This is a genomic window from Methanobrevibacter sp. (assembly GCF_045644645.1).
Lineage (GTDB): Archaea > Methanobacteriota > Methanobacteria > Methanobacteriales > Methanobacteriaceae > Methanocatella.
In genome coordinates, this window is record NZ_JAZRHE010000101.1 from 1 (window position 1) to 26,780 (window position 26,780).

At 34.0% G+C, this 26,780-nt stretch carries 32 protein-coding genes and 1 tRNA gene; 14 read left to right on the forward strand and 19 right to left on the reverse strand.

The genetic code is table 11. From position 1 onward, the window contains the following. Positions 1 to 452 precede the first annotated feature (452 nt). Positions 453 to 1,223, forward strand: coding sequence for a V4R domain-containing protein (locus ACKI4K_RS05650; protein ID WP_407423122.1), 771 nt, complete (start codon positions 453 to 455; stop codon positions 1,221 to 1,223). Here ACKI4K_RS05650 and cobI read toward each other — a convergent pair. Beyond that, the gene (cobI, locus tag ACKI4K_RS05655) at positions 1,220 to 1,924 is read right to left on the reverse strand and encodes a precorrin-2 C(20)-methyltransferase (RefSeq protein WP_407423124.1); all 705 of its coding nucleotides are present in this window, start codon (positions 1,922 to 1,924) and stop codon (positions 1,220 to 1,222) included. The two genes, ACKI4K_RS05650 and cobI, sit on opposite strands and share 4 nt — an antisense overlap. Positions 1,925 to 2,019: 95 nt before the next feature. Here cobI and ACKI4K_RS05660 point away from each other — a divergent pair, with 95 nt between their 5' ends. After that, the gene (locus ACKI4K_RS05660) at positions 2,020 to 3,849 is read left to right on the forward strand and encodes a helicase C-terminal domain-containing protein (RefSeq protein ID WP_407423126.1); all 1,830 of its coding nucleotides are present in this window, start codon (positions 2,020 to 2,022) and stop codon (positions 3,847 to 3,849) included. Between the two features lies 1 nt (position 3,850). On the opposite strand, the gene ACKI4K_RS05665 is transcribed toward ACKI4K_RS05660, so the two are convergent. The 8 genes from ACKI4K_RS05665 to hpt all read right to left on the reverse strand — a co-directional run bounded on the left by ACKI4K_RS05665 (position 3,851) and on the right by hpt (position 8,290). Continuing rightward, positions 3,851 to 3,924, reverse strand: a tRNA-Arg gene (locus ACKI4K_RS05665). 20 nt (positions 3,925 to 3,944) lie between these two features. Further along, positions 3,945 to 4,928 (reverse strand): topoisomerase IV, encoded by a 984-nt coding sequence (locus ACKI4K_RS05670; protein WP_407423128.1) that lies wholly within the window; start codon positions 4,926 to 4,928, stop codon positions 3,945 to 3,947. 9 nt (positions 4,929 to 4,937) lie between these two features. Then, on the reverse strand, positions 4,938 to 5,249 hold the full coding sequence (locus tag ACKI4K_RS05675) for a transcription factor S (protein ID WP_407423130.1): 312 nt from the start codon (positions 5,247 to 5,249) through the stop codon (positions 4,938 to 4,940). A gap of 74 nt (positions 5,250 to 5,323) precedes the next feature. Then, positions 5,324 to 5,746 carry an NUDIX domain-containing protein gene (locus ACKI4K_RS05680; protein WP_407423132.1) on the reverse strand — a complete coding sequence of 141 codons (423 nt, stop codon included), beginning with the start codon at positions 5,744 to 5,746 and terminating at the stop codon, positions 5,324 to 5,326. 27 nt (positions 5,747 to 5,773) lie between these two features. Then, positions 5,774 to 6,055 carry a DNA-directed RNA polymerase subunit L gene (locus ACKI4K_RS05685; protein ID WP_407423134.1) on the reverse strand — a complete coding sequence of 94 codons (282 nt, stop codon included), beginning with the start codon at positions 6,053 to 6,055 and terminating at the stop codon, positions 5,774 to 5,776. Positions 6,056 to 6,069: 14 nt separating this feature from the next. After that, positions 6,070 to 6,639 (reverse strand): exosome complex RNA-binding protein Csl4, encoded by a 570-nt coding sequence (locus tag ACKI4K_RS05690; protein ID WP_407423136.1) that lies wholly within the window; start codon positions 6,637 to 6,639, stop codon positions 6,070 to 6,072. Positions 6,640 to 6,714: 75 nt separating this feature from the next. Beyond that, positions 6,715 to 7,719, reverse strand: a complete 1,005-nt coding sequence (gene dph2 / locus ACKI4K_RS05695) for a diphthamide biosynthesis enzyme Dph2 (RefSeq protein WP_407423179.1) — start codon at positions 7,717 to 7,719, stop codon at positions 6,715 to 6,717. A gap of 1 nt (position 7,720) precedes the next feature. Then, positions 7,721 to 8,290, reverse strand: a complete 570-nt coding sequence (gene hpt / locus ACKI4K_RS05700; protein WP_407423138.1) for a hypoxanthine/guanine phosphoribosyltransferase — start codon at positions 8,288 to 8,290, stop codon at positions 7,721 to 7,723. Positions 8,291 to 8,388: 98 nt separating this feature from the next. On the opposite strand from hpt, the gene ACKI4K_RS05705 reads away from it, so the two are divergent. The 7 genes from ACKI4K_RS05705 (at position 8,389) to ACKI4K_RS05735 (ending at position 14,850) form a co-directional block, all read left to right on the forward strand. Beyond that, a complete protein-coding gene (locus ACKI4K_RS05705) occupies positions 8,389 to 9,738 on the forward strand; it encodes a signal recognition particle protein Srp54 (protein WP_407423140.1) in 1,350 nt (449 codons plus the stop codon). Beyond that, positions 9,731 to 10,948, forward strand: a complete 1,218-nt coding sequence (locus tag ACKI4K_RS05710; protein ID WP_407423181.1) for a tRNA pseudouridine(54/55) synthase Pus10 — start codon at positions 9,731 to 9,733, stop codon at positions 10,946 to 10,948. The genes ACKI4K_RS05705 and ACKI4K_RS05710 overlap by 8 nt, the downstream gene beginning before the upstream one ends. Before the next feature lie 5 nt (positions 10,949 to 10,953). Next, on the forward strand, positions 10,954 to 11,421 hold the full coding sequence (gene moaC / locus ACKI4K_RS05715; protein ID WP_407423142.1) for a cyclic pyranopterin monophosphate synthase MoaC: 468 nt from the start codon (positions 10,954 to 10,956) through the stop codon (positions 11,419 to 11,421). 69 nt (positions 11,422 to 11,490) lie between these two features. Next, positions 11,491 to 11,652, forward strand: coding sequence for a preprotein translocase subunit Sec61beta (locus ACKI4K_RS05720; RefSeq protein WP_407423144.1), 162 nt, complete (start codon positions 11,491 to 11,493; stop codon positions 11,650 to 11,652). A gap of 55 nt (positions 11,653 to 11,707) precedes the next feature. Beyond that, a complete protein-coding gene (hisF, locus tag ACKI4K_RS05725) occupies positions 11,708 to 12,532 on the forward strand; it encodes an imidazole glycerol phosphate synthase subunit HisF (RefSeq protein ID WP_407423145.1) in 825 nt (274 codons plus the stop codon). Then, a complete protein-coding gene (locus tag ACKI4K_RS05730) occupies positions 12,529 to 13,431 on the forward strand; it encodes a DNA glycosylase (RefSeq protein WP_407423147.1) in 903 nt (300 codons plus the stop codon). Before hisF ends, ACKI4K_RS05730 begins: the two co-directional genes overlap by 4 nt. Positions 13,432 to 13,482: 51 nt before the next feature. Further along, a complete protein-coding gene (locus ACKI4K_RS05735; protein WP_407423149.1) occupies positions 13,483 to 14,850 on the forward strand; it encodes an MFS transporter in 1,368 nt (455 codons plus the stop codon). On the opposite strand, the gene ACKI4K_RS05740 is transcribed toward ACKI4K_RS05735, so the two are convergent. From ACKI4K_RS05740 to ACKI4K_RS05750, 3 genes are all read right to left on the reverse strand, one after another. Beyond that, a complete protein-coding gene (locus ACKI4K_RS05740; protein ID WP_407423151.1) occupies positions 14,847 to 15,080 on the reverse strand; it encodes a hypothetical protein in 234 nt (77 codons plus the stop codon). The two genes, ACKI4K_RS05735 and ACKI4K_RS05740, sit on opposite strands and share 4 nt — an antisense overlap. A 171-nt stretch (positions 15,081 to 15,251) precedes the next feature. Next, positions 15,252 to 15,671 carry a hypothetical protein gene (locus tag ACKI4K_RS05745; protein ID WP_407423153.1) on the reverse strand — a complete coding sequence of 140 codons (420 nt, stop codon included), beginning with the start codon at positions 15,669 to 15,671 and terminating at the stop codon, positions 15,252 to 15,254. 136 nt (positions 15,672 to 15,807) lie between these two features. After that, the gene (locus tag ACKI4K_RS05750; protein WP_405268387.1) at positions 15,808 to 16,239 is read right to left on the reverse strand and encodes a peptidylprolyl isomerase; all 432 of its coding nucleotides are present in this window, start codon (positions 16,237 to 16,239) and stop codon (positions 15,808 to 15,810) included. A gap of 189 nt (positions 16,240 to 16,428) precedes the next feature. Here ACKI4K_RS05750 and ACKI4K_RS05755 point away from each other — a divergent pair, with 189 nt between their 5' ends. The 3 genes from ACKI4K_RS05755 to ACKI4K_RS05765 all read left to right on the forward strand — a co-directional run bounded on the left by ACKI4K_RS05755 (position 16,429) and on the right by ACKI4K_RS05765 (position 20,712). Continuing rightward, positions 16,429 to 17,589, forward strand: a complete 1,161-nt coding sequence (locus ACKI4K_RS05755; RefSeq protein ID WP_407423155.1) for an acetylornithine transaminase — start codon at positions 16,429 to 16,431, stop codon at positions 17,587 to 17,589. Between the two features lie 20 nt (positions 17,590 to 17,609). Then, positions 17,610 to 18,311, forward strand: a complete 702-nt coding sequence (locus ACKI4K_RS05760) for a hypothetical protein (protein ID WP_407423157.1) — start codon at positions 17,610 to 17,612, stop codon at positions 18,309 to 18,311. 148 nt (positions 18,312 to 18,459) lie between these two features. Further along, positions 18,460 to 20,712: a hypothetical protein gene (locus ACKI4K_RS05765; RefSeq protein WP_407423159.1), complete on the forward strand. Its 2,253-nt coding sequence runs from the start codon at positions 18,460 to 18,462 to the stop codon at positions 20,710 to 20,712. A gap of 27 nt (positions 20,713 to 20,739) precedes the next feature. On the opposite strand, the gene ACKI4K_RS05770 is transcribed toward ACKI4K_RS05765, so the two are convergent. After that, positions 20,740 to 21,144 carry an NUDIX domain-containing protein gene (locus ACKI4K_RS05770; RefSeq protein WP_407423161.1) on the reverse strand — a complete coding sequence of 135 codons (405 nt, stop codon included), beginning with the start codon at positions 21,142 to 21,144 and terminating at the stop codon, positions 20,740 to 20,742. 130 nt (positions 21,145 to 21,274) lie between these two features. On the opposite strand from ACKI4K_RS05770, the gene lysA reads away from it, so the two are divergent. Continuing rightward, complete coding sequence (lysA, locus tag ACKI4K_RS05775; RefSeq protein WP_407423163.1) at positions 21,275 to 22,558, forward strand: diaminopimelate decarboxylase; 1,284 nt, start codon at positions 21,275 to 21,277, stop codon at positions 22,556 to 22,558. A gap of 9 nt (positions 22,559 to 22,567) precedes the next feature. Beyond that, positions 22,568 to 23,428 (forward strand): diaminopimelate epimerase, encoded by an 861-nt coding sequence (dapF, locus tag ACKI4K_RS05780; protein ID WP_407423165.1) that lies wholly within the window; start codon positions 22,568 to 22,570, stop codon positions 23,426 to 23,428. A gap of 6 nt (positions 23,429 to 23,434) precedes the next feature. On the opposite strand, the gene ACKI4K_RS05785 is transcribed toward dapF, so the two are convergent. The 6 genes from ACKI4K_RS05785 to ACKI4K_RS05810 all read right to left on the reverse strand — a co-directional run bounded on the left by ACKI4K_RS05785 (position 23,435) and on the right by ACKI4K_RS05810 (position 26,509). Continuing rightward, positions 23,435 to 23,593, reverse strand: a complete 159-nt coding sequence (locus ACKI4K_RS05785; protein WP_407423167.1) for a hypothetical protein — start codon at positions 23,591 to 23,593, stop codon at positions 23,435 to 23,437. A gap of 12 nt (positions 23,594 to 23,605) precedes the next feature. Then, the gene (locus ACKI4K_RS05790) at positions 23,606 to 24,190 is read right to left on the reverse strand and encodes a HemK2/MTQ2 family protein methyltransferase (protein ID WP_407423169.1); all 585 of its coding nucleotides are present in this window, start codon (positions 24,188 to 24,190) and stop codon (positions 23,606 to 23,608) included. Positions 24,191 to 24,195: 5 nt separating this feature from the next. Further along, a complete protein-coding gene (gene rsmA, locus ACKI4K_RS05795) occupies positions 24,196 to 25,068 on the reverse strand; it encodes a 16S rRNA (adenine(1518)-N(6)/adenine(1519)-N(6))-dimethyltransferase RsmA (RefSeq protein WP_407423171.1) in 873 nt (290 codons plus the stop codon). 10 nt (positions 25,069 to 25,078) lie between these two features. After that, positions 25,079 to 25,708, reverse strand: a complete 630-nt coding sequence (locus ACKI4K_RS05800; protein WP_407423173.1) for a DUF655 domain-containing protein — start codon at positions 25,706 to 25,708, stop codon at positions 25,079 to 25,081. Between the two features lie 157 nt (positions 25,709 to 25,865). Next, complete coding sequence (locus tag ACKI4K_RS05805) at positions 25,866 to 26,213, reverse strand: RNA polymerase Rpb4 family protein (protein WP_407423175.1); 348 nt, start codon at positions 26,211 to 26,213, stop codon at positions 25,866 to 25,868. Between the two features lie 5 nt (positions 26,214 to 26,218). Further along, on the reverse strand, positions 26,219 to 26,509 hold the full coding sequence (locus tag ACKI4K_RS05810) for a 50S ribosomal protein L21e (protein WP_407423177.1): 291 nt from the start codon (positions 26,507 to 26,509) through the stop codon (positions 26,219 to 26,221). Between the last annotated feature and the right edge of the window lie 271 nt (positions 26,510 to 26,780).

Consider the following 26,780-nt stretch of genomic DNA (forward strand, 5'->3'; position numbering starts at 1 on the left):
TTTTTTCTTTTTTGAATCTTTTTTTTCAACTGGACAGCATTTTTGTTTATTTGTCATCATATCACTTTAAATTTTACATGAAATTAAATATGGTGATAATATTTAATTTCAAGAGAGTAGTTATATGCATATTAAATTAAAAAGATATTTCTCTAATTTAATTAAAATTTTTAGGTAAACCTAAACTTTATCACCATATTTTAATATGAAATTGGTGACATATAAATCTTTCTAAATTTGTAAACGAAATATTTCATTCGAGTTTTAGCAGTCTCAATTGATAAGTATAAGAACTATTTCATATGTTTAAAACGAACTGTTCGTATTGTTTGGTTTTATTTTCTAATTGTTCAATATTTTACTAATTTTTTAAAACAATGTTCTAATTTGTATCTTTTAGATATCTTTATTAACTAATGATTTTAAATATAATGGTATAAAAGGGGGATATTATGATGGAACAAAAACCAATTCAGATTTTTTCTAATTTTAATGAAAATATTGGTGTCAATGTAATCAAAAGTCCAGTAAAGCTTACTATTTTGGAGATGCTTAGAGATAGTGAAATGGAATTTGATGAGATTGTTAGCAATACTGGCAAATCTAAATCCACTGTTTCAGTTCATTTAAAAAGTTTAAGGGAAAGCGGAATTATATCCTATAGAGTTCATCCTATTGATAATAGAAAAAAAATTTTTTATTTAAACTCTAAATATCTGGGTTCTGTCAATATCACCGAACCAAAGGAAATCAAAGAGACTCAAGCCGATTACTTGATTGAAAATCTCGTAGATGAGGATGCAGAATTTTCAACATTATTGTTTCACACTTTAAAATCAATGCTTATTCAGGAAGGGATAAACATTGACCCTATTTTGCAGTCAACCGGAAACAGTATAGGTAAATCAATATTTAATAAGCTTTATGATGATGATTTGGATATTTTTATAGAAAATATCACCAAATTTTGGGAAACTAAAGGTTTGGGCAGAATCACATTTGAATTAGGTCAGAGTATTAGAATTACAACTTTTGATTGCTTTGAATGTGAACTGCTTCCAAAAACCGGCAAACCTGCCTGCTATCTGGATACTGGAATTTTTGAAGCATTATTTACAGAATACTTCAAGTTGCCAGTCAGTGTAATTGAAACCCAATGTTACACTATGGGTGATGAAAAATGTGTTTTTGAGGTAGAGCCTCTACCAATCAAAAATTATTAGTCATCTTTAAATTTTATGACTGTAGTGGTCAAATAAGGTTTTTCGTTTGAAAATCCTTCAATTATTTTTTCATTTTCCCTAGTACAGTTTTGAACAGAATAAATCTCTTTAGGCCTATTTTTCTCTTCAATTGTCGCTTCTAATTCGGAAGTGTTTCTGGAAGCCTTCATTAATACAATGGAATCACTTGTATCCAACACTTCATTTAATCTGTCATCTATTTTAGGAACAATTGTTAGGATTTCATTTTGTTCCACAAGTGCCTCATTTTTAGCTGCTGCGCATGCGGTAAATGAAGTGATGCCGGGAATTGTTTCAATTTCGTATTTATCAATTAATTTTTTTTGCACATAGGAATATGTACTAAATATGGAACTGTCTCCAAGAGTGATGAATGCAACATCTCTTCCACTATCTAAATATTGGGCAATCATCTCAGATGCACTGGTCCAAACTTTTTCAAGTTCGTCCTTATCTTCAATCATTGGAAATATTGGTGCCACAATCATTAATCTTTTATAATCGCTTCTTTTTTCAAGAATTGGTCTAACAATAGACAATGCAATACTTTCTTTTTCTTTTGATGATTTTGGTGAGAATATCACTGGAACGGTTTCTAAAATTCTAGCCGCTTTTAAAGTAAGTAATTCAGTATCTCCAGGTCCAACACCAATTCCAATCAATTTTCCTTTTTCTGCCATATAATCACTTTTGTTTAGAGTTATTTGATTTGATTTTTATTTTTCAAATGCTCTTCCTATAATTTATTTATAGTATATCAACTAATATAATCTTAATGTCTAATTCTATTTTTTGTCCAAATTGTGGTATGCTTAAAAGTAATTGTACTTGTAAAAAAAGCTCTAAAAAGAAATCTGAAGGCCCAACTAATTTATTTAGTTTTTCTAAAAAAATCACTTCATCAATTTTAGATGATGAAATACCGGAGGTTTATTCGGTTGACAATCATAAATTGGATGAAGGAACATCAGCATATCTGAAGGAATTATACCCCCATATAGATGAGGATATAATTGAAAATTTTCCTTTTGAAGAACCTAGATTAGGCCAGTTAGATATTATTCAGGATATTAATGATGCTATAAGGAAAGGATTTAAATATATTGTATTGGAGGCAGGTACGGGCACTGGCAAATCAGCTATTGCAACCACTCTGGCTAAAATGTATGAATCAGCATATATTTTAACAATGACAAAGCAATTGCAATCCCAGTACTCTGATGAGTTTGATTTTCCATTAGTTAAAGGAAGAGGCAACTTTGCCTGTTTGAATGATAATTTGGAAACCACCTGTGATATGGGCACTTGCAAAACAACACCCACCAATAGTAATTTTTCATGCCTTTATGGGGTTGCGAAAAATCCGACATTGGATGCGGAACTCGCTTTTGAAGATTCATTTGGGGGGACTGTTTTTTACCAGTCAGCAAATCACTGTCACTATTGGAATCAAAAAGCGAATGCGATAAACTCTCCAATCACTTTAATGAATTATGATTATGCTATTGTAGAGTTAAATTATGTGAAGCATTTCGGTACTCGCTCATTATTGATTTTGGATGAGGCTCACAATATTGAGAATAAATTAATGTCAACAATGGAAGTCACGTTATATAATAGGACCCTAGAAAATGACATTAGCAAGGTCATATCTCCACAAACTCTAAAGGATGGAGAACTTGAAGACTGGAAAATGGAAATTGAGGCTATCTGTGAAAGTTATGAAGACATTAATTTAAAAGAAGTAACTAAGAATAAAGCCGACAGAATTAGATCAACAATTTATAGATTGAAAACTCTTAGAGAAAATCTTGAAAAGGAACCTAGAAACTGGGTTATAGATACGGATGAATCTGGCGTTACTTTTAAGCCATTAAGAATTCATCATTATGCCAAGGATAATTTATTGAAATATGGGGATGTTGTAATATTCATGAGTGCTACAATCCTTTCCCATAAAATGTTTTCAAAATGGTTAGGCCTGAACCCTGCTGAAGTTTATCATATTAAAGTTGACAGCCCATTTTCAAAAGAAAAAAGACCGATAATTCTTGATTTGGCCGGAAAAATGTCAGCAAATAGAATTAAAAATACCGCTCCTAAAACAATCCCTATCCTGCAGGAAATTTTGAAAAAACATGAAGGCGACAAGGGTTTGATTCACACTCATAGTTATAAATGCCAACAATACATTACAAGAAATTTAAATAATTCTAGATTGATTTCCCATACTTCACAAAACAGAGAACAAATTTTGAATTTCTTTGAAAAAGATGAAAATCCTTTAGTTCTGGTATCGCCATCCATGAGTGAGGGTGTTGATTTGCCATATGACAAATGCAGATTCCAGATAATTTATAAAATTCCCTTCCCGTATTTGGGAGACAAGCAGGTAAATATGAGAATGAAACGTGATAAAAAGTGGTATGCTTATAAAACAGTAATGACCCTTATGCAAGCTTATGGCCGGGGAATGAGGGCTGAAGATGACTCATGCTACACTTACATTATTGACAGCGATATAAACATGCTGTTTAAAAGCCCAATGTACAGGTCTTTAATACCTGACTTTTTCAAAGAAGCGGTTGTTAGAATTAAAAAATAAACGGACCTGGAGGGATTTGAACCCCCGACCTCAGGATCCGAAGTCCTGCGTCATTCCTGACTAGACCACAGGCCCAAAATAAAAAAATAAAAAAGTCATTCATTTTTATTTTCTTGTGAATCAATGGAGATTATAGGTATGTCTTCGATTTCTTCAACTTCAGCGAAAATATCATCAATAGATTCGTTATCAAGTATTGCCTGTTTGTATTCTATTTCTTCGATTTCTTCAGCGGTTAATGATTTTTTTTCTATAGGTTTTTCATGAGCTGGAGGCAAATCGCTGATATTTTCTTCATTTGGTGAGGTTTTGGGTTTAGAAGCAGTTGGTTTTTTAAGGTTGTTTTTTAATTCATCGAAATCAAATTCTCCTATTTTGTAGGATTCTTTGTCTAATGGAATGTTACTTTTTGGGATAACATTTTCATGGGATTGTTCTATTTTTTCAGTGGTTTTTTCATCATCACTTTCAATAGAATCAATACTATTACTAATGTTTGACAACGGATTTTTAAATCCTATAACTTTATATAATCCGTAAATAAACAATAATAGGCCAATGATTAATAAAATTACAACTATGAAAGTGGTTTCACCGGAAGTAACATTATCTACAATTTTATCACTACGTGATTGGAAGGTAATTGCTGCAATAACAATGAATATTAATCCTAAAATGGTGCTGACTACCCCCATTATTGGTGTTCTGCCAATTCGGGCATGTAAAAGGTTATCGAAGTTTTCACCGATTTCAGTATTGATTTCATCACCTAAATCTTCAGAATCTAATTCTTCACTTTCTTCTACTTTTTCAGATTCTTTTGGGGTTTTAATTATAAAATTTTCATCAATATCTTCTTCTAAATTAATAGCTGAATCATCTTCATCCCTAGGATGGTAGATAAACTCATCATCAATTTCTAATTCATCATAAGATACATCGCTTTCGTTGAGATAATTAATTAATTCGCTATCCTCTTCTATGTCTTCAATTTCTAGATTAGTTTCTTCTTCTTTGATGTTATTAATCATATCTTTGAGATTAGAAATTCTGTGCTCTTTTTCTTTAGAATCCTTCATAAAAAGACCTCAGTGATATGCTCTCCAAGTATGTTTACATTTTGCACATGTAAAAATACGTGTAGGCGCTTCATCAGCACTACGAGTTTGTTTTAATTCATAATAAGCTTCATCATGCCCACATTCAGGACAAGTTTCTTTTATAGTTGAGCGAATTTCAACATCTTCACCGAGCATTTTGACATTATCACTCTCTTTAATATCTTCAGATACTTCATATTCGTTTTTATCTGATAGATTTTTTTCATGCCCACATGAATTGCATTTTAATACACCCTCTTTGGGAAGCATCATTGCTCCACATTTGGGACAAAATTCCATTTAACTCCTCCTTAATAATAATATTAAACTCTTATATTCAAGTAATATTTTTTTTAAATTATTTAAATATATCCTTAAAAACTACTTTTAGCTTTATTTAAACAATCTTTTATTATTTTCTCATGGTCAAAAGCAATATTGATTTCATTTAATTTTTCCAATGAAAATATGCCAATTTCTTTTGCATCACTGTCAGCCTTCCCCTTATTGATATCGCCTTTGGCAGTATAAGCTATTGTAATAGTGTGTCCTCGTGGATCCCTATTTGGTTCGGAGTATACATTAACCAAGTCTTTTAATTCAACATCAATACTAGTTTCTTCTTTTGCTTCTCTTATGGCTGCAGTCTCAACAGTTTCACCATATTCAACAAATCCTCCAGGTAAAGCCCAATAATCTTTATATGGATTGTTTTTTCTTTTAATTAAAATAAAATTAAGATTTTCATCAAAAATAAAGATATCAGTAGTTAGTGAAGGGGTTTTATGTTCCGCCATTAAATCACTATAAAAATAATAAGGAAGCTATAAAGCTTCATCAATAAGTTTTTTAAAATCAGAACTTTCTTTTTGAAGTTCTTCAGCTGCTTGTTTTAAGGCAATTCTTGGTCTTTTTCCTCTTTTTGTTTTAATGGTCATTTCCGGTTTTCCGGTAAGAGGGTGATCAATATTATAAACAGCATATTCAACATCAGGATTTTGCATTAGAATGTGTCTAAGTGCATTGAAAACACCGTGACTTTCATCTTCTACTTGAAATGTTAATTCTAATGTTTTTTCTTCAATAATTTTAAAATTTTCATCCATTGTATCAACCTTATTTAATCGTTAACATAGTTTTTAGAAACTTTTCTTCTTTCTTTCTTGTTACAGGTATTACATTGAAGTTCATTTTCTTTTTGGGTTGTGTGCATGTAATCTCTGCAACGTGTACACATAGCTTTTAGGACTCCACAATCATCATCTACAGTACCTAAATCAACATTGTCTCCAGTAATTTTAACCACTTTTGCTTGAACAATGTCTCCTATTCTAAATGCATCGGATAATTTTTCTAAGTAATCTTTTTTTGCTTGTGATATGTGGATAGCGCCCATATATGGTAATGCTAAAGGTCTTGCATTGTCTTTTATACATTCTATTTTTACATTTGCCCTTTGAGGTTTTATATCAGTTATTTGTCCGTAGACAATATCTCCAATTTTTAAAAGAGCTGGTTTTGCATCTGATTCAACAGATATGACCTTATTTTTTTGATTAATTTTAACATTACCGAGTACTGATGATTTAATATCGCCATTATCATCATAAGTACCTTCTCCTGGAAGATATTGCTCTATAATTCCTAATTTATCTCCAGGCATTACAATTTTTTTATCTTCTATATTCATATTAAAATCACCAAAATAAAGATTTAATAAAAATTTTTATTTAATATAATAATTTTATTTATATTACTATTTAAATTATTTGTATCTTTCATGGAATAGTATTTCGTCTAATTGATAGTTTTCCCATTCTCTTTTGTTTAAAACAATTTCTAATTCTTGTGGAGTTAATAATGGTTTTTTATACATTTGTGAATCGTCAATAGCTATTCTAGGGCATGCACTCACAACAAATGCTTCTAATTCCAAATATGGTAGTAATACATCGGGATTAACATTATCAACCAATATTATATATGCTTCCATTCCTTTTTCTTCAAGAGTTCTTTTAATTTCTTTTGCAAGCTTCATTCTGTATTGCCCTTCTTTGGAAGATACCAGTATCCCCCATTTCACGGCGCTTTTCGCTTTAGTTATTCTTGCAAATCTAATCCTTAAGATTCTATCGGCATATTCGTCCATTCTTCGGAGTTCATTATTATACGGGTCTAAGGCCAGAACAGGTGTGTTTGAAAATAGATTGATTCCTAAGGGATGAAAATTTCCGCTGCCGATAAAAAGGAATATTTCAACATCTAAATCTTTAATTGATGAAAAATTACATCCCAGCACTTGTCCCTTTCTGGTGGATTTTGATGAGCCAAGTATCACTTCTTTTCCATTGTCCTCTAAATAATCTTTTATTTCATTTAAAAGATGCAGGTGTTGCGTTGTAGTTACTAAGCCTATTCTTGAATATCCTTTCAAGTCTTCTAAGCATTTATTTAGACTTTTTTTAATATCTATCTTTGCGAAGGCTTCAATAAAGATTGTGGGAATCTCATATTTTAACGGAAGGGGAGTGTGCCCGTAATGAACGATCAAATCAACAGAACCTTTCATCTTATAATCGCTCACATCACAGGCTCCAAAACAAGGATCGCCTGAAATTATCACGGTGGCTTCCGTTTCCTTTTCAATCTTGCGGGCGATTTTTACCGCCTGCATTTTCAGGCCTTCCGGAAATTGAAGCCCCACCGTTTCCACATCTTTGGAATTGATTTTACGGATTACCTTATCCAAATCCATATTGTACATTGACATTTTAATCTTCGATAGTCTTTTCAATTACCACTTTTCCGTCAATAACATCCAGCTTTACAATGGATAATATTTCAATGCCGGTTTCCTTTTCAACGATTTCTTTTCCTTCACCTTTTTCAATGACTGCAACTGCAGATTTGATTTCCAAACCTAAATCCTGCAGGGTCTTGATCAAAGCTATAAAAGTTCCGCCAGTACTTACAACATCATCTATTAGCAATATCTTTTCACCCTCATGCAGGTCATTAACATAAAGGTTGGATGATCCGTAGCCGGTTTTTTGATAAACTTCCTGTTCTCCTTCAAGTCCATATTGCCTTTTACGGATTACTACAAATGGAATATCGGTTGCAAGGGACAGGGCAGTAGCCAGATGTATTCCCATAGCTTCAACAGCCACAATTTTATCGACATCTAAGTCAGCATGCTTGTGAACTGCTAATGATAGTTCACGTAGCATTTTCGGGTCCATTGCAGGAACACCGTCACTGATGGGATTTACGAAGTAATTGTAATCTCCTTTTTTTACTATGGGGGATGCTTCTAATGATTTTTTTACTTCTTCTAACATGGTCTCACACAAAAATTATTAAACTTTTATTAAATATAATTATATAATATAATAATTAAATAATTTTTCTTACATACTTATTAATCGAAGTGATTACAATGGCAATGCTCGGAAGTTTAGGAGAGAATCTTACTAATACAATGAAAAAATTAGTAGGAATGTCTGTTATTGATAAAAAGACAATAAAAGAAGTTGTAAAAGACATACAACGTGCTTTAATTCAATCTGACGTTAATATTAAATTAGTTTTGGAGTTATCAAAAAAAATTGAAACAAGAGCTCTTGAAGAGGAACCTCCAAAAGGTATCACTCCAAGGGAACATGTTATAACAATCATTTATGAAGAAATGGTTAATCTGTTAGGCAGTGAGGCAGCCGGTTTGGATATTAACGAAAGGCCATATAAAATTTTATTCCTGGGTCTGCAGGGTAGCGGTAAAACCACTACAATTGGCAAGCTGTGCAGATATTTGCAGAAAAAAGGGTTCAATCCCGCTGTTGTTTGTACAGACACATGGAGGCCTGCAGCTTATGAACAGTTAAGACAACTTACAGAAGAAATGGATGTTCCGTTGTATGGTGATCCGGACAATAAGGATGCACTCGACTTAGCCCAAAAAGGTTTGCAGGAATTTAAAAACAGAAAAGTAATTATTTTCGATACTGCCGGTAGGCACAAACAGGAAGAAGACTTAATTGCTGAAATGGATGAATTGGATAACATCATTAATCCAAGTGAAGCAATTCTTGTCATTGATGGAACTATCGGTCAACAGGCAGGTGAACAGGCAAGGGCATTTTCACAAGCAACAGACATCGGTTCAATTATCATTACAAAATTAGACGGTTCTGCTAAAGGGGGAGGAGCAATGTCAGCTGTTGCCGAAACAGGCGCCCCTATTAAATTCATAGGTACCGGTGAGAGAATTGATGATTTTGAATTGTTTGACCCGGAAAGGTTCATTTCAAGATTGCTTGGAATGGGAGATATAAAATCCCTTATTGAAAAGGCTGAGGAAAATATTGATGAGGACATTGCAGAAAAGACAATGAATAACATGTTGACCGGTAAATTCACATTGATGGATATGAAAAACCAGTTTGAAATGATGAATAAGATGGGACCAATGCAGCAAGTCCTGAATATGATTCCCGGCATGGGAAATAAAATCTCAAAGGAAGCATCCAAAATGACTGAAGACAAGATAGACTCTTATAAAATAATGATGTCTTCCATGACCGAAGAGGAGATGTTAAATCCTAAAATCATCAAACAATCACGTATTCAAAGAATTGCAAGAGGATCCGGTGTTGATGAAAGCGAAGTAAAAGAGCTTTTAAAATACTATAACAACACCAAAAAGACCATGAAGGGGATTGGAAAACGCGGAAGCCGTTTAGGCGGCGGAGCTATGAATCGTATGATGGGACAATTTATGAATAGATAACATGTATGAATTAGCTAAACAAATTTTAGATGAATGCGATGGCAAAATCTGCAGAAATTGTCTCGGCCGCAAACTATCCAAAACAATCGAAGGCACAAACAACATTGAACGAGCTGACAAAGTAGCTCAGGAATTGGGCATTGATTTGACCGGTAGTGAATGTGTTGTTTGCGATAATTTATTCGATAAGCTTGATGATGAACTATATGAAAAAATCGATGATAAGATCAATGAGCTTGAAGTGGAATTCGACACATTTTTGGTAGGTTCGAAAATCAGCAAGGCGATTCAACAAAAAGACGAGGAACTATCAGAAAAATTCGGTTTAACTGTTGAGACCATAAAAAAGGAAGTTAACAGGTTAATTGGTCTTGAACTTTGGGAAATCTATGATAAGGAAGCCGAATTTGAAAGCCAGGATATTGTCTTTAACATTGATTTAATTGGCGAACCAAAAGTCAGAATCCAAATTAATCCGTTATACATTGAAGGAAGGTACAATAAACTGAAACGCGGAATCCCTCAGACCAAATGGCCATGCAGCAAATGTAAGGGAAGGGGTTGTGAGGAGTGCAATCACACCGGAAAACAATACCCCGAATCTGTTGAAGAGTTAATTTCTGAGCATTTCTTAAAGTTAACCAAGGGCAGGGAAGCTAAATTTCATGGCGCCGGTCGTGAAGATATTGATGTGTTGATGTTGGGTTCAGGAAGACCATTTGTTTTAGAGATTAAAGAACCAAAAATTAGAAAATTAGACTTGCCGGCTTTGGAAGAGGAAATCAATAGAATAAATGAAGGCAAAACCTCTTATCATAATCTGCATGTCTGTGAGAGAAAAAGAAAAGCGGAGATTAAGCAATCCTCTCCGGATACTTATAAAGTTTATAATGCTTTGGTTAAATGTGATGGGGCATTTGACAAAGATAAATTGGATGAAATCACCAAATTGGATGAAATCCATCAGCAAACTCCCTTAAGGGTTTTAAGAAGGCGTGCTGATAAAGTTCGCATTAAGCATGTCTTGGATTTATCATATGATGTGATTGATGATACATCATTCAATATGCGTATCAAAACCGAAGGCGGTTTGTATATTAAAGAATTAATTTCTGGTGATGATGGGAGAAGTCAGCCTAATATAAGTGATATTTTAGGCATAAAAGCTGTTTGTGAGCAATTGGATGTAATAGAAGTAAGTGAGAAGTAGATATTATGGCAGATGAGTTTACACATTTGACTGATAGTGGAGTACATATGGTTGAAGTCGGCGGAAAACCGGATCAAAAAAGGAGAGCCGTTGCAAGTGGAAAAATATGTTTGGATAAAAACACTATTAAACTAATTCAAAATGAAGAAATCAAGAAGGGGAATGTCTTAACAACTGCTCAAATCGCAGGAATTCAGGCCGTTAAAAACACCTCTTCAATAATTCCGCTTTGTCATCCGTTGGCTTTAACAGGAATAGAACTGGATTTCGAAGTTAGGGATACGGAAATCATTGCTACATGTACAGTAAATACTTTAGGAAAAACAGGTGTTGAGATGGAAGCTATTACTGGCGTTAGTGTTGCATTGCTTACTGTATGGGATATGGTAAAAGCTGTTGAAAAAGATGAGGATGGTCAGTACCCCGACACAAGAATCAGTGATATTCAAGTTATAAAAAAGGAGAAAATTTAAACTTTATATATGATGAATAAAATAATTATAGTTAGTTATTTTTATAAATTAATTTAAAGGGAGATTACTATGGCAAAAAAAGATAATAAAATTTCCATGCCTCAAACAGGTGCAGGATTAGTAAGATATTTTGATGAAGAAAGTGTTGGCCCAAAACTTTCTCCTGAGCATGTTTTAGTTGCTACAGTCATTTTAGCAATATTTTGTTTTGTTTTAAGATATTCTGCTTAATATTATTGTTTTTTTTAAAAACAATACTACTACTTTTTTTATTTGTTTTGATACTATGTTAACTAAAAGAATTATTCCTTGTCTTGATTGTGATTTGCAGGTTCCGGAAGGTAGGGTTGTTAAGGGTGTTGAATTTAAGGAAATCAAATATGCCGGAAACCCTGTTGACTTGGCAACACGATACTATGAAGAAGGGGCAGATGAGGTTGTGGTGCTGGACATCACCGCTTCCCATGAAAGAAGAGCCACCATGGCGGATGTGATTGACAGATTGACGGAAAATGTTTTCATGCCCATTTGTGTCGGTGGGGGAATAAGAAAAGTTGACGATTATATTAAGATGCTTAAGGCAGGTGCTGACAAGTGTTCTACAAACACAGCAGCAATTAAAAATCCCCAATTATTAACTGAAGCTTCAAAAGTCGTGGGTTCGCAAGCCGTTGTAATCGGAATCGATGCAAAAAGAAGATATGTTGACCATCAGGATGATGCAAAAGATAAGGTGGTCATAGAAACAGATAAAGGATACTGCTGGTTTGATACAAGCATTTATGGTGGGCGTGAGTTTACAGGCATCGATGCAATCCAATGGGCTGTCAAGTGTCAGGATTTGGGTGCCGGCGAGATTCTTTTGACCAGTATGGATGGGGATGGAACTCAAAACGGGTATGATATTGAGTTAAACAAAACCATCAATGATGCTGTTGATATTCCGGTCATTGCCAGTGGGGGAGTGGGTGAACCGAAACATATTCTGGAAGTATTTGAAAAAACTGATGTTTCAGCAGCCCTTGCAGCAAGCATATTCCATTTTAACCAGTTTTCTATTGGCACAGTTAAAGAATACTTAAAAGAAAATGATGTGGCTGTTCGATTATGATAATAAAATCTCCGATTAACTTAGATTTAACAATTAATTCCGGCCAGACTTCACAACCTCCATGGATAGAAAACGAAGGCACTTTTTCAAATGTTGTTTTGATAGACAATGAACCTTTTATTTTTAAAGTCAAACAATCTGGAAATTATCTGGACTTTAATTTGGATGACAAGAATGCCATTTCTATGCTGAATTATATTTTTGATTTGGATTTTAATTTGGATAAGTTTTATAAGTATTTGGACAATCATGAAGAACTTAAGGATATGTCTAAGTTTTGTGATGGCATGAGATTATTTTTGGCACCTGATCCGTTCGAGTGTGTGATTTCATCAATCTGTTCTGCAAATAATTCCATTAAGAGGTGGACCAAATCAATTTCCCAGATCAAAAAAAATTGGGGAATTCGGCATGACAATTACTATACATTTCCTCAAAGCTGCGACCTAGCAAAAATATACTTGGATGAAGAGGATGAATTTAATTCATCAAACATTCAAGATATTTGCGACTGCAACAATAATCTAAAAACTTGTGGCGTGGGATATAGAGCACCATACATGAGAAGGGCAAGTGAGCTGTTTATGGATGGGATGGACCTTTCGGAAATATTTTCAATGGGCTATGATGAGGCATTTGAAACAATATTGGAAGTTCCGGGTGTCGGGCCAAAAGTGGCGGATTGCATATTGCTTTACGGATTCAACTTCAAGGAGGCTTTTCCATCTGATGTATGGATAAAGAGGATAGTGTCTTATTTATACTTCGATGGAAAGGACATTAGCGTGGATAAGGTACGCGACTTTGGAATGGAAGAATTTGGTGAATATGCCGGTTATGTACAGTTGTATATGTTTCATTATGCGCGCAAGTCTGGTTTAATGGGGAAATTGAAATAACAAATTATAATACCAAATGATTATTAATTATAATTTTTATAAATTATTTTGATGGAAAAGAAAAATTTAATCCTTTTAATTTGTACAGTATTGTCGTTTTTCGCCGTTTTTGCAGTTAATTCAGTCATGGTTATCATTCCAACAATTGCTGCAGAATTTCACATGAGCAATATTGTTCAAAACTGGGCTATAATTATCTTTTTATTGGTTGTTGCAGTATTGTCGGTTCCGGCAGGCCAAATTTCCGGAAAATATGGTCTTAAAAAGGTCACAATCATTAGTGTCATATTATTTATTCTAATTTCCATTGCAAATGTGCTGGTAACCTCTTCCGAACAATTTTTAGTCTGCCGTTTAATATTGGGAATTTCCCTATCATTTTTCAATGTCACATCCATGGCAATGGTGGTAACGGTATTTGAGCCGGAAGAGCGAGGAAAAGCATTAGGAATTACCATTACTGGAGTTTATATTGCATTATCCCTAGCGCCAGTTCTTGGTGGGGTTTTAAATTATCAATTGGGATGGAGATCCGTAATATTATTTGGAGTTCCATTTTTACTCGTTATACTGATGTTACTTTTAACTAAAGTTGATGAAGAATGGATCACTTTCGGAAATGTTCCTCTTGATGTAAAGGGTTCTGTTGCTTATGGGATTGGAATGATATTGTTCATATATGGATTTACCATACTTAATGAGTTATCAGGCATAATACTGACTGTTTTGGGTATAATAATATTAATAATATTCGGTTTAATAGAATTGAGGCAGGCCCATCCGGTATTTGATATTAGGTTTTTCAAGAATCGTAAATTTTTATCATCTAACTTTGCTTCATTATGTGCATATCTGGCCACTTTTGCAGTTACAACAATTCTAAATTATCACCTCCAGTACATTAAGGGCTTTGACTCACAAACTGCAGGCATAATTTTGCTTGTAGCGCCATTATGTCAGGTAGTTCTAGCTCCGATCGCGGGCCGGCTATCCGACAGATATGTTCCGCAGATATTGGCCGCTATCGGAATGGGGCTCGGAACAGTTTCACTGGTCTTGTTCTCGTTTTTAAACGAGGCAACATCCATCGAATTTTTAGTGATTGCCATGATAATTTATGGTGTCGGCTTTGGATTATTCTCACCTCCAAATACAAATGTCATAATGAGTTCTGTTCCTCCAAAGGACACTTCGGTAGCATCAGCATCTGTTGCAACAATGCGCACGGTCGGTCAGGCAATGAGTTTGGGGATATTGACATTGGTGTTTGCATTTGTAATGGGGGATGTTCCTATTGTCGAGCAGTATTATCCTTTATTGATAAGTAGCTGTCAGATAACTTGTATCATTTGTGTGGTGTTATGTATAGCATCAGTATTTGCTTCATTTGTGGGCATTAAGTCAGGCGCTAAAAATTAATTTAATTCTTGTAATAATTCGAATATTCTTTTTGATTTTAATTGGCATCTAGTATATGCATATTTTAAATTTTTTGGATTTTTTGAATCATAATCAACCATATTCCTATATTTTCTTAAGATATTTAATCTTTGGGCTATTTTTGCACCATTGTTTGATAGATTTAACAAAGGATGATTGCTGAAGGTAAGTCTAGTTTCTTTATGGACTCTACCGGAAGTAGATTGCATTATATTTTTACTTATTTTATCAAGAAATATGTTGTTTTTTAAAATATAATCTCTTGACTCTAAAAATGAGGAATAATAAAATCTTCCAATTCCAGTTCTTAGTTTCGCATCATTTTTTTCGTTGCAATATGAATTTGCGAGTTTATAATATTCAAACCAATCAAATTTTTTTCATCTGTCATAAGATTCCACCAAGATAATATACTCATTCATAGGTTTGGGATAGTTGTCAATAATTCCATCACTAATCAAATCTTCCTTTTTAAGCATTATTTCATCTTTCAATTGTGAATAAATTATTATTTCAAGAATCTTTTCATTTGGATCGGTTTCTTTCATGAAATCTAATGATATTTGGTTATAGTCTAGTTCGTTAGTGATGATTTTTGGTAAATCATAGATTATTTTTTCTAATTCATAATCCCTGATTATGAAATCACTAATCTCTGTTAGGTTATTGGATGGGAATTTAAAATTCTTTTTTAGAAATCCTATGAGTTTTTCATCTGGTGTTGACATATGAGACAATCCACCGTAATTTTCCCTTTCTGGAATCTGTGTTTCTAGTTTTTGAGCTAAAAATTGTTTCATTAATAAACCTCCATCACACTTTTTAATCTAATAATTAGTATATAATGGGGCTTATTTAAATTTTTACTTGTTTTTAACTACAATTTTACATAATTAAAGCAATTTAAAATTAAAAAAAGAAATTGAAAGATAAAAACTATCTTTCTTCAACGGTCACCTTATTCATTTTGTCGCCCTGTTGAATGGCATCAACAACATCCTGACCTTTAATGACTTGACCGAATACGGTGTGAACACCGTCTAAATGTGGTTGTGGGCAGTGTGTGATAAAGAATTGGCTTCCACCGGTATCCTTACCTGCATGTGCCATGGACAATGCACCAGTACCGTGTTTATGTGGGTTTCCTTCAGTTTCACATTTGATGGTGTAACCCGGTCCGCCGGTACCATTTCCGATAGGGCATCCCCCTTGTATTACAAAGTTAGGAATTACCCTGTGGAAGGTCAGTCCATCGTAGAAACCTTCATTAGCCAATTTTTCAAAGTTAGCCACAGTTCCAGGTGCTTCATTTGGGAATAGTTCGAGTTCAATATTTCCCTTATCAGTTTCAATTATCGCGACTTTCATTTTTTCACCTCTCTATTTAAAGAAGATATTAGTATATTAATTTTATGAATATTTAACATTATTGTACAAAAATACTCAAGTAAAGTTAATTATGATTGTCTTTTGTAATTTAACTATATTTTAATTCCGTGGTGCAAGTATTTATTATTAATAAAATCCAAAAATATCTTTGATTAAAGGAGGAATTTTATGAATACTCAAGAATTAATTAAAATTGAAGATGATTATTTCATTAACACATTCACAAGACAACCTGTTATTTTAGACCATGGTGAAGGTGTTAAAGTAACTGATATTGATGGAAATGAGTATCTGGATATGTTTGCAGGAATTGCTGTAAATGCATTGGGCCACAATCACCCTAAGCTTGTAAAAGCAATTCAGGACCAAGCAGAAAAGCTCATTCATGTTTCAAGTATTTACTATAACGAACCAGCATTGGTTTATGCCAAAAAGTTAATTGACAAAACCAGTTTCGATAGAATTTTTTATGCAAACAGCGGTGCTGAAGCAAACGAGGGAGCCATCAAACTGGCCGTCAAATACACAGGAAAAAGCGAAGTGATATCCACTGTCGATTCATTCCATGGAAGAACAATAATGACACTGGCTGCAACAGGCCATGAAGAATATCATGAACCGTTTAAAGCCGTAATGCCAAAAGGGTTCATCAACGTTCCATACAATGACATTGAAGCTATAAAGGATGCAATAACAGATAATACTGCAGCCATTATTGTCGAGCCTATTCAGGGTGAAGGTGGGGTGAATGTTCCCGATGCAGATTACTTAAAGCAGATTGAAGAAATCTGCCATGAAAAAAATATCGTGTTTATCGTGGATGAGGTACAAACAGGATTTGGAAGATGCGGAAGCTTATTTGCTCATGAGCTCTTTGATGTAAAGCCGGACATAATGACAATGGCCAAGGGTATTGGTGGAGGAGTCCCTATGGGCGGAATCCTTGCAACGGAAAAAGTGGCCGGAGCATTTTCACCGGGAGACCATGGAACCACTTTCGGAGGAGGGCCTCTCGTATGTGCTGCAGCCAATGCCGTTTTGGACACTTTTGATGAGGAAGATATCCTGGATAATGTTAATGAGGTTGGAGAGTATTTCATCTCAGAACTTAAAAAGTTGGATAAGGATGTTATCGCTGATGTAAGAGGTAAGGGATTGATGGTTGGATTGGAGCTAACCGGCCCCGGTGCGGAATATGTTGACAAACTCAGGAAAGCAGGATTTTTAATTAACTGCACTGCTGATAAGGTTCTAAGATTTGTCCCGCCGTTAATAATTACTAAGGCGGACATCGATGAGTTCGTTAAGGCTTTGAATGAAATCCTATAAGTTTCTCCAGGGGGGTTTTCATGGCAAGGCAGGTGGAATACGTTTGTGAAAATTGCGGATATTCTTACACTTCAATAGACAAAATATTCTGGATAGATGAAACCGGCCAGGTCATTGTCAAACCGTTGGTGAAGTCCACATCTGCCGAAAGTCATGATGCGCCTGTTAAAGGATTCTTTACTAACTATTACTGTTATGATTGTAAAAAATTCGTTGACAAGTTCATCATATTTAAAAAATCCCTTGCAATCACTGATGCGCATGCAATTCATTTGATTGAACGGTATAGTGACAATCCAAAAATAGTTCAGTTTGATGACGCATTTCAAAGATGCTTGACCTGCGGCAATGCGTTGGCTTCAAGAGCGGATTATTCATTTGCACTTGACACGGACGGGGAGTTTCACATAGGCGAGGGTATCTATGACTTTTCCGGCGGTGAAAATCATAAATTTGCCGGCACTTATCATGGATATTTCTGTTCGAAATGCAAAAAGCAAATTAACAAATTTGTCATAACAGAAAACAATGCGAATTTAACCGATTCGGAACTCAAGGATATTCTTAAGGAACATACAAATGATCTAACAATATTTATCCGCCGTGATTTTGAGATATGTCCTAATTGTGGTGAGGAGATATATTATTTGGATCATAATTCAACATGTCCCAACTGTAAAAGGGATAGGTTAATCGCCACTACCCGAATGAGAGTCGATTAAATCTCCCAATTTTTTAATATACAAGTGCCCTAGGTTGTAATATTTTTCCATGAATATTATATCTTGTCAAGAGAGTCACTTTTTGATTGTTCATTTTTTTTATGAAAATACATTAATATTAAATATTCTATAAACTAAATTTATAATCATGAGAATTATTCCTGTTATCAAATGTACTTTAATTTTTACAATATTTTTGCTTCTTTCAATCAGTTGCGTCAGTGCCGCCGAGACAGATGCGGCTCATGACATTAATGGCACTAATTTCATGGCATTGGATGAGAATATTGCTGAGTCCACAGATAATTTCCTGGAATTAGATGATGATTACACATTTGATTCGACAACAGATTCGAATTATGCTGATGGAATTAATATCGATGATGATAATTTCGTCGTTGATGGTAAAGAGCACACCATAAATGCCAACCATCAGGCAAGAATATTCAATATCACCGGAAAAAATGTTACATTAAAAAACATCAAGTTTATTAATGGATATTCATCCGCTGATGGTGGTGTAATATACTCAAAATACGGTTTAAACTTAATTGACTGTCAATTCATAAATAATCATGCATCTGGGAGTGGAGGAGCTGTTTTTATTGAAAATAATTCTTTAAACAACGAATTCACTTCAACATTCATCAACAATAGCGCATTTAATGGCGGAGCTATTTATTTTGCGGGCACATATTTCGGCAATAACACGATAAACAGCTATTTTGAGAACAACTCTGCTGAAAGAGCGGGCGGAGCCATTTATTTGATGGGTGATGCAATCAACAACACTTTCATATCCGAATTTTATGGAAATAATGCAAGCAAGGCTAGTGGGGGAGGAATATTTTTCCGCAATCTTAATGAGGGAAATGTCTTTGAAAGTATTTTCAGATACAATTATGGATATTACGGGGCAGGAATGTTTTTTTTCAATAAAGCAAACAACAATAGATTCAACAGTGATTTTAGATTTAATGTAGCCGAATCCTGTGGTGGGGCATTATTTTTCTATGATAAAACAAACAATAATGACTTTAGCGGTTATTTTATGGGTAACGCTGCTTTGGGAAAGGTTGATGAAATAAATGGAAATGGTGGAGCAATAACATTCAAGGATACCTCAAGCAATAGCATATTTTCCTGTGATTTCATTAATAATACCGCAGATAAATATGGTGGGGGAGTTAATTATCGTAAAACACCATACAATATAACATTTAACAGTAATTTCATTAATAATTCAGCCAAACATGGTGCAGGAGTTAATTTCTTCGAAACATTTGAAAATGTTGTCTTTAATGGTGACTTTGTCGGCAATAATGCTATTTATGGTGGTGGAATTTATGTTAAAACTGGTAAAATTGAAAACACCTCCTTCGTAGATAATAGTGCGACATATGGCGGAGCAATCTTTTTCAATGGTACTGGTTGCGTTAATAATGTAGAGTTCATAGATAATTATGCGGCAGAAGGCGGGGCAATATTTACCAATGGAAATCTGACTGTTAAAAATGCTGCCTTTAAGGATAATGGTGCAGATGATGGAACTAACCAGATTTCCCTAAATGCAACTGTTGGCACAGTCGCCCTTGTCGATGTCACTCCAAAAAAAATCGGCCCATATAAAATAGCTAATTTAAGGGTAGTATGCATCAATGATGAATATATTGAAGCAATGGTAACCTGGAAGGGAAATTCATTAAATGAAGGCATTACATCTATGGTGATTAACAATAAAACCTATGTTGCTAAAGTCAAAAATGGATATGCTGCAATCAACATCAAGGATTTGAATCCCGGATTGTACACCACTGATGTCTGCTATGATGGGGGAGATTACTATAACAATCCTATCCAAACAATCACATTCGATGTTTTGAAACATGATTCCAAAATCATCGCCCCAAATAGAATTGTTGATTTAAAAGATGCAGGCGATGGCTTTGAATACCAATTTTCCCTTAAAGATGAAAATGGCAATCCTTTAGCTAATAAAGAAGTGGCAGTCTTATTCAACGGTAAGAGCCAAACCGTAAAGACGGATGAAAATGGTTTGGCCACAGTCACATTAAATGCAAATGCAGAAGGACTGTATGATATAAAAATGACATTTTTTGGAGACGATGAGCATTATGGGGTTACACAGTACGCAGAGATAAAAATAGTATATGAGCCAATCAATCCAAATGATTCCATAACACCCGATAAATCTAATCGGGAAGGTATTTCTATAGAATCAGGCAAAGAATCCCTAACATCCGATAAAACTGAACATGTTATTTCTCTAAAATCAAACACAGGCAATCCGGTTTATGGTGCAGAAGTCATCCTTATATTGTTGAATTTTTTATTGTTGGTCAAAGGGATACTCTTCCCTATCCATAGAAATGAGCATTAATCTCACAAAGGAGGATACACCATTAATTCAGATTTCCCAATTTCTTTTTTTTAACACTTTTTCAAGTGAAGTGGATATCTTTAATGTCTTTATCTTATCTAAACTGGCCCACATCCAGTCGGTGTGTTCATCACTGATTTTCACTTCGCCTTCGATGTCTTCTAGATACATCATGATCTGCACGGTTCTTTTGTGGGCATAATCATTTTGAATGGCTTCACAAAAGCTTCCCACTTTCACATCCAAATTTGTTTCCTCTTTAATTTCACGTACAAGGGCATCAGCGAAAAATTCACCACTTTCCACTTTCCCTCCAGGCAATTCCCACATTTCCGGGTCGGTTCTTGATTTGGGATGTCTTTTAACAATTAGAATTTCATCATTGTCATTTTTTATAATGCCTCTTACTGTGAGACCATATGGCAGGTCCATTTTATCACCTAATAATACTTTAGATTTAATGGTAATTAATTTCAACGGAAAAATCTCTTCCTTCAGTAATTATAAATAGATTAAATTATATACGTAAATATATAATGTAACTTTTTTAGGAGTTTTAATTATGGATTTGAATATTAAAGTAAATGATAAAAACCACTTAGACATCGGTGGAGCAGATGCAATTGATATTGCAGAAGAATTCGGAACTCCAACCTATGTAATTGATGAAAATAGGATAAGAGATAACTATAATAGATTTTACTCTGCTTTTTCAAAATATTACTCTGATTTTAAAGTATTTTACGCATGTAAAGCTAACACAAATATTGCTGTTATGAAAATTTTAGAAAGTGAAGGGTGCTGTATTGATGCGGTTTCACCTGGTGAAGTCCACATATCAAAAATGGTTGGCTTTTCAGGCGATAGGATATTGTTCACAGGAAATAACATTACCAATGATGAATTAAAATATGTTCATGATGAAGGTGCCGTATTAAACATTGACTCAGTATCCGCCTTAGAAAGATTATCAAAAGTCGTTGATCCGGAAGGACTCAAAATTTCATTTAGGGTAAACCCAATGGTTGGTGCAGGACACCACGACCACTGTATTACCGGTGGGGTAATGAGTAAATTTGGTATAATGGATAATGAAGCTGTAGAAGTTTATACATTAGCTAAAGAATTAGGATTCAATCCTGTTGGTATGCATTCTCACATCGGTTCAGGTATCCTGGATCCGGAACCTTTCAAATTAGCTATTGAATCTACAATGGATATTGCAGGAAAAGTTCACCAGGAATCTGGAATCGACTTTGAATTTGTTGATTTCGGTGGAGGGGTGGGAATTCCATACACTCCTGAAGAAAATATTGTGGATTTAGACAAATTTGCTGAAGTTAATGTCGGATTATTTAAAGAAAAATTGGATGAATTTGATATGGGCAATCCTACAATGTATTTGGAACCGGGCAGATACATAGTTGGGGATGCTAGTGTTTTATTGGTGACTGTAAACAGCATCAAACAAAGTTACAGAAAATTCATAGGCGTTGATGCCGGATTCCACACACTCTTAAGACCAGCAATGTATGATTCATACCACCATATTGTCGATGCAAGCAGAATGGATGCTCCTAACACTCAGGAAGTGGACATTGCAGGTAATGTATGTGAATCCGGAGACCTATTCGCACGTGACAGGCCAATGCCTGATGTTGAAGAGGGGGATGTTTTAGGCATCCTGAATGCAGGAGCATATGGATTTACAATGTCTTCTAATTATAATTCAAGACCATTAACATCTGAAATATTAGTTACTGATGGTAAATGCTCTTTAGTACGTGAAAGAGAAACATTTGAAGACTTATATGCAAAACAAACAATTCCAGATCATTTAAAATAGTTGATTATTATGCTTGATTTAAAAGGATTAAAATTTTCAAAAATGCATGGGATAGGCAATGACTTTCCAATAATTGATGAAAGTAAAGGGGAAGTTATTCCGGAAGAGGACAAACCAGAAGCATGTAGAATATTATGCCACAGAAATTTTGGTGTCGGTGGAGATGGAGTGTTATTCGTTGAACCATCCGAAGTTGCTGATATTGGATACAGAATGTTCAATCCTGATGGAAGCGAAGCTGAAATGTGTGGAAATGGTATAAGATGCTTTGGAGACTTTGTATACAGAAAAGGCATTTTGAAACAAGAAAAAATGACAGTTGAAACCAGAGCAGGTATTAAAACCATTGAAATTACCTTGGAGAATGACGAACCGGTGTTGTTTAAGGTAGACATGGGATTGTCAACATTCAAAACTCCGGAAATTCCAATGGATGCTGATAGCGAAGAGTTCTTGGATGGTGAGTTGGAGGTTTTAGATACTACCTTTAACTTAACAGCCATCAGTGTTGGAAACCCTCATGCAATTATCTTTGTTGATAATGTTGATGAGGTGGATATTAACAAATATGGTCCGGCTATTGAAGCGCATGAGGCATTTCCTGAAAAAATCAATGTACACTTTGTAGAAGTCATTTCTAAAAATGAAGGTAAAATGATTACTTGGGAAAGGGGTGCTGGAGTAACACTTGCATGCGGGACCGGAGCCACTTCAACTGCCATTTCCGGTTTCAAGCTAGGCCTGTTTGACAGTGATGTTTTACTTCACTTGCCTGGCGGTGACTTAAAATTCAATGTTTATGAAAAAGAAGATATGCTAGGAGCCTTCATGGAAGGTCCTGCTGTGCTTGTTTTTGATGGGGAATTATAATTCTCCCTACATAATTTTTTTTCTGTATAATCCTACTGCAATGTCAAGCACTGCAAGTATGATTATCACTACAATCCAAATATTCATTCCTTTTAATATGGCAAATAGTGCTGCCAATATTATAAGAATTACGCCTATAATTACTAATTTTTGCCATTCTTCCATATTATCACCGGGTTATATTTTATACGCATTAATTAATGTTATGTCTTCAAAAAAGTAATGTTCACTTTCAGCTATTTCTGCAATAAATCCTAATTTGTCCAGAATATCCAATGTTTCTTCATTGCCGGAAAGTGAAGACTGAATCAGTTGGACAATTCCACCATCATTTAAATGATTTCTCACTTCATTTAAGAAAGCATCAATAACTTTCCTACCATTTAATCCACCGTCAAAAGCATAATTTATAGTGTCTTCTAAAACTTCGCTATCTTCAGTCGGTAGATATGGAGTATTAAATAAAATTACATCAAACTTTCTATTTTTCACGGGTTCAAATAGATTTCCAAATAAAACTTCAATATTTTCAATGCCGTTGGCCTTGAAATTTTTTTCAGCCAGTTGGCACGCATCGAAATTAATGTCAGTCACTGTAATTTTATCAGTAAGCTTTGAAGCATACATTGCTACAATTCCAGATCCGGTCCCAATTTCCAAAACACTTTGGCCTTCTTTTATTAAAAGGTTATCTGCAAGCAAATAGCTATCTTCAGCAGGGACATAAACATTATCATCAGTATTCAAAATAAATTCTGCCATATTATCTACTCATTAAAAATAGGATTCAATTCTTTTGATAGTCTTAATATCTCTTCAGGGGTTAATGCAACAACCCTTTTGGATATGTATTCGTTGATTTCATCAGATTCAATACTATTAAGTCTTTGTTTAAGTGTTTTTTTATCAATGCTGCCGATTATATGCCTTGAGTCAATTAAAGCATTTTTAATTTTTTTGTTTCTGTGCTGGAAAAGTGCCTTTGTAAAATTAGAATAGGCTTCAAAATCAATATCGCTAATTTTGTTTTCTTTTGGTGTTAGTTTTACAACAGTGGAGTCAATTTTCGGTTTTGGAATAAAGCTTTCAGAACTAACGTCGGTTAATGTTTCCACATTACATTTGAAGTACAGCATTGCTGAGAGTCTGGAATAATTTTTACTTCCGACTTCGCCGTTCATACGTTCAGCAAATTCCTTTTGATACATTAGGATGGCCAAATCAAAATCATATTCTAAAAATTTAAAAGTGATGGGTGATGAGATTTGATAAGGCAGATTTGAAATGATTTTATTGAATTTTGGAAAATCAACACTTAATGCATCATCATTAATAAGTTCTACATTATCGATTTTTTCATCTTTAAGTCGTTCGGTTAATATTTTATAAATATTTTCATCTTGTTCAATAGCTATTACTTTTTTAGCTTTTCGTGCAAGTTCAAGGGTCAGTGTACCTATCCCAGTTCCTATCTCTAAAACAGTATCGTTTTTATTAAGGTTTCCGAAGTTAATAATTTGATCTCTTTTATTTTTATCAATTAAATTATTTTGACCAAGATTTTTATTTAAGGTTATCCCGTGCTGATTTAAAATACTTTTAGTTATTTTAGATAAGGATTGGGAAGAGTCACTAGTCAATTTATCACTTTTATCTTGGTTTCCTTTGAGCTCGTGGGGCTTGTGTAAAAATGTTGTATTTATTCTTACCTCTTTTTGGGGTTGAAGTATCTAATTCCTGTTGCACTCTTTTTACAATCATTCCTGCAGGATCTGTAAGTGTTGGGAGTCTTTGTGAAATATCCTCAAAGCTTTCAAATGGCTTTTCTTCCCTTGCTTCAATAATTTCCCACATGTATTTTTTACCGATTCCAGGAATTAACTCTAATTTATGAAGTCTTGTACTTAATGCTTCAGCAGTATTAAAGAATTCAACATATTTATCTTCATTTTCTTCAACTATATCACGAATAGCATATTCTAATTCAATTCTACTAGTTGCTGTTAAGTTTTCATAATCTAATTTACCAAGAACTCTGTATATTTTATCTCTTTTTCCTTTTCCAATGTATACAGTATCTTGAATTTCTAAATCCACTCCATTTTTAGGAGCTAATTCTAGTAAAGTGAATTGTTCTGTACCAATAGCTTGAGCAATAGCTTTTCCACCAAATTTAGACATGTCAGATTTAACATATCCACGACTTAAATAGTCAAGAACAACAGCATATTCTTCTTTTTTCACTGCTGGTGCTTTTTCTTTTTTGTTTTTATTATCCATGTTATCACTTCACTATTGTTTTTTTTCTTGTGTCTAAAATGACTAAAGATAAACTTATTATTAAATTTCATTTTTAAATGTAATAAATATATCTAAAAAAAGCCAATATTTTTAATAAATATTTGAAATAATAAAAAAAAGAGAATAGTTTTTAGAACTATTCGATAATATCGTATTGTTCTAAAATTTCTAAAATTTGTTCCATTTCTTCTTTATCTGGTTGATAAGGTTCTTTAGCAAAAATTAATCTTAAATCTGCTAAATCTTGAGGAACTAAATCTACAATGTGCACGATTGCCCTAGTTCTTAAGTTAGGGTGTTCCTCTTGAAGTTTTTCCATGATCTCTTCAGTATCCTCGGCAGAGAATTTTTTAAATCTTGCAAGGTGGTTTAAAGTAAGATTCTGTTCATAGTTTAATTCATTGTCTTGGGAAAAATCTTCGAGTATTTCTTTTACTCTTGCACTTGAAATTGCTTCTGTTTCGATTATTTTTTTTCCGATCATAAAAATCAGTTTTGTAATTTTAAGTGGTCTGGTCTAACGATTAATTGTTTTGCTTTGTTTCCATCTTTTAAAGACACGATGTAAGCTTTTCCTTTTTGACCAGTGATTTTACCAGTTTTACCATGGAATCTAGGAGCTGGCTGTCCTTTTTGGATACTTGGGTTAATGGTAATGTGAACTAAGTCTCCTTCTTCGAACTTTTGGAGTCTGTTAGTAATTGGGTTTGTTCTTCCTGGCCTTTGTACTTTAGTCATTTTCTTTCTTGATCTACTTTTCAATCCTCTTGATCTTTGCATTTAAATAACCTCTTAATCAGTTCTGCACTGGGTATGTAATTAATCTATGTTATCAGCTACCTAGTATTAAAAAAGCCCATAAATACTAGTAACATAGAATGTGAAAATAATAAATTATCATCAGTGATATGATAATATTATAATTTTAGTTTAATGGTATTAATATACTTTTAGTTTTTGAGAGTTTTGTTGAAAAAAAATATTTTGCTGATGAAAAATTATATTTGAGAAGGTGTTCATAAATCAATTTTATTTTTTTCAGACTGTTCAG